The sequence below is a fragment of the Mesorhizobium sp. M0870 genome, assembly GCF_040319775.1.
GTDB lineage: Bacteria > Pseudomonadota > Alphaproteobacteria > Rhizobiales > Rhizobiaceae > Mesorhizobium.
This window is the reverse complement of the sequence record NZ_JAMYOI010000072.1, coordinates 1-2,611: the sequence shown is the minus strand read 5'-3', so window position 1 is coordinate 2,611 and position 2,611 is coordinate 1. Positions and strand designations below refer to the sequence as shown.

Genomic DNA, 2,611 nt, shown 5'->3' with positions numbered 1-2,611 from the left:
CTCGGGACGTATGCCGTAGATGACCGGCTGGCCGCCCTGCGCCCTGCCCTCCTCGACCGGCAGCACGGATCCGGTATCCGACACACCCGGCGCTTCAACGCCAGTCTTGGCCAGAAGTTTTTTGTTGAAGAACAGGAGCTGCGTTCCCTCCCACATCGGCATTGACAGCATCTTCCCGTTGTAGGTAGCGCCCTGCACGTCGCTGGGGAACAGTACGCCCTTGCTCTTTTCTGCGAAGGCACTCGTCAAGTCCTTCAAAATGCCCAGCTTGGAGAACGTCGGTATATAGGTCGGATCTACGAGGAAGACATCGATTCCTGAATCCCCCGTCCGGAAGCGCTGAACTATCGTGTTCTGATAGTCGGCAAACGGCACGCCTTCGTAGGAAACCTTCTTGCCAGACACCTTTTCGAAAGCATCGAAGAGCCTTTTATAGCCGGCGCCTTCGCCATAGCCGAAGAATCGCAGCTTCTTGTCCTGCGCCCTGGCCGGCAATGATCCAAGGAGTGGCAGCGACGACACCCCCAACATGCCAGTCAAGAAGTCACGCCGACCGAGGCGATATCCCAATATACTCATCTTGTTCCTCCCGTTCGTTCTGCGGAACCATAAAGGAACCACTCCCTTAGCTCAAAGCGTACGCTAGGTTATTTCTTGCAAGAATGCAATAACCTAATATTGCCAAACGCTAGCGCCATGTGGTAGCAATGAGTCGCCCATGAGGAGACTGCATGATTCGGCCCGGTAGAACTCCACTTCATATTCAGCTCGCCGATATCATTCGGTCTCAGATCGAGAGCGGCGTCTTCAATGCTGGCGATCAACTCCCCACTGAGATGGAGTTGATGAAGCAGCATGAGCTCAGCAGCAGCACCGTGCGACAGGCAGTGCTTGCCCTTGTCGGCGAAGGCTTGCTGTATCGACGCGCTGGCAAGGGAACTTTCGTTGCCAAACGTCACATCGGTCGGGACCTGCTCACTTTTTCAGGATTTTCGGAAGAAGCGGTGACGCGTGGCTTCCGGCCGGGTACTAAACACGTGATGGTCGACTGGCATCCCGCTGACGCCTTGGTTGCAGCCGCACTAAACGTGCCGACCGATGAGAACGTCTTGACCATCGAGCGCGTGCGGACGATCGACGACGAGGTCGTAGCGGTTGAGACAGTTTCTTTTGTAGCAGCAATCGGTCTACTCATGGAAAAGCTCGACCTTGCCGACACCTCTCTCACCGAAATTCTGGAGCGGCAGCTTGGTGTGGCTCTGGCGCGAGCCAGGCAGGAGATAAAGGCCGGCGTCGCGCGTGCCAAACTGGCAAAAGCACTCGACGTGTCGAGCGGCGCTGCGGTGCTGCAAATCGACCGTACCGCCTTCGACGCGACCGATCAGGTTATTTACTTTTCGTCCTCGTCCTACCGGGCCGATCGGTACATTTACACCGGCTGGATCGAGCGCACGAGCGCCTCGATCACTCAACCACGCCAATTAATCGGCGGGAGCAGATGATGCCCACTTGCGAGGTTCACGTCGTCGGCTCGTACGGAGTTGCGTTTTGGATTGCGGGCGACGTGCCAGCGCCGGGCGAAACTCTGCTGGGGTCGGGGTTTGCCTTCGGAAATGGCGGCAAGGGCTCTAATCAGGCTATCGGAGCTGCGCGACTCGGTGCCAGATGCAAACTGCTGGCGGGCGTTGGCGCCGACAAATTCGGTGACGAGGCACTGCAACTTTGGCGCGCTGAAGGCGTCGACTGCTCGGCTGTGAGGCAGATAACTGAGACACCGACGATGGCCGGGATCATCATTCTCGACGCCGAAGGCGAGAACCGCATCATCACCGATCCCGGCGCCAACGCGCGGCTTACGGCGACCGATGTCGAAACCTTCGCAGCCACCTGGAAGAGCCCGGGCATCCTGCTCACACAGCTCGAGATCCCAGTCGAGACGGCGGCCCGCGCGCTTGCCATCGGAAAGGCGCGAGGACTGACGACCATCCTCAATCCTGCACCTGGGCGCGCCCTGCCGAAGCAAATCTTTGCCGACGTTGACATCCTAACGCCAAACCAGTCGGAAGCGCGCATTCTGCTGGGGCTCGACGCGGACGATCAGCAGGCCGACGCCGATTTAGCGGCAAGACTGCGCGACCTCGGCGTGGGGCATGTCGTCATGACGCTGGGAACGGATGGTGCCTTGATTGTCGGCCCCGAAGGACTGACCAAGATCGCAAGCTACCCAGTCAACGTCGTCGACACTACCGGGGCTGGAGATGCATTCAACGGGGCACTCGCTGCAGGGCTGGCCAGTGGATTGACCCTCACGGACGCTGTTCGCCGCGGCACTGCGGCGGGCGCCCTCGCAGTCACGAAAAAGCTCGTGGTTCCGGCATTGCCCGATGAGAATCAGATTTCAGAATTGATGAAAACCCGGACCGCTTGCGCATGAAGATTAGGGTTGCTTTCCTTCCCACGGGCCCCCTGGCTATTGCCGGAGACGTGTGCATTATCGTGGATGTGATCCGCGCCACGACAGCTCTTGTCGGCCTTTTCGACGCCGGCAGCGATCGTGTGTTTGTCGGAGGATTTCGCTCGGATGTCGCCAAAGCGCGCGCCGCCGTGGGCG

4 protein-coding genes are annotated in these 2,611 nt (G+C 59.2%); 2 read left to right on the top strand and 2 right to left on the bottom strand.

Features of this window, described 5'->3' with window-relative positions:
• Positions 1 to 579 (bottom strand): ABC transporter substrate-binding protein (locus NKH97_RS33145; RefSeq protein WP_352799969.1); only part of this gene is annotated, 579 nt, incomplete at its 3' end.
• A gap of 152 nt (positions 580 to 731) precedes the next feature.
• Between NKH97_RS33145 and NKH97_RS33140 the strand changes: the two genes are divergently transcribed.
• Together NKH97_RS33140 and NKH97_RS33135 are read left to right on the top strand one after the other, a co-directional pair.
• The gene (locus tag NKH97_RS33140) at positions 732 to 1,502 is read left to right on the top strand and encodes a GntR family transcriptional regulator (protein WP_352799967.1); all 771 of its coding nucleotides are present in this window, start codon (positions 732 to 734) and stop codon (positions 1,500 to 1,502) included.
• Positions 1,502 to 2,434: a ribokinase gene (locus NKH97_RS33135; protein ID WP_352799964.1), complete on the top strand. Its 933-nt coding sequence runs from the start codon at positions 1,502 to 1,504 to the stop codon at positions 2,432 to 2,434. Before NKH97_RS33140 ends, NKH97_RS33135 begins: the two co-directional genes overlap by 1 nt.
• Here NKH97_RS33135 and NKH97_RS33130 read toward each other — a convergent pair.
• The coding region (locus NKH97_RS33130) for a hypothetical protein (RefSeq protein ID WP_352799962.1) at positions 2,392 to 2,611 on the bottom strand (220 nt) is incomplete at its 5' end. The two genes, NKH97_RS33135 and NKH97_RS33130, sit on opposite strands and share 43 nt — an antisense overlap.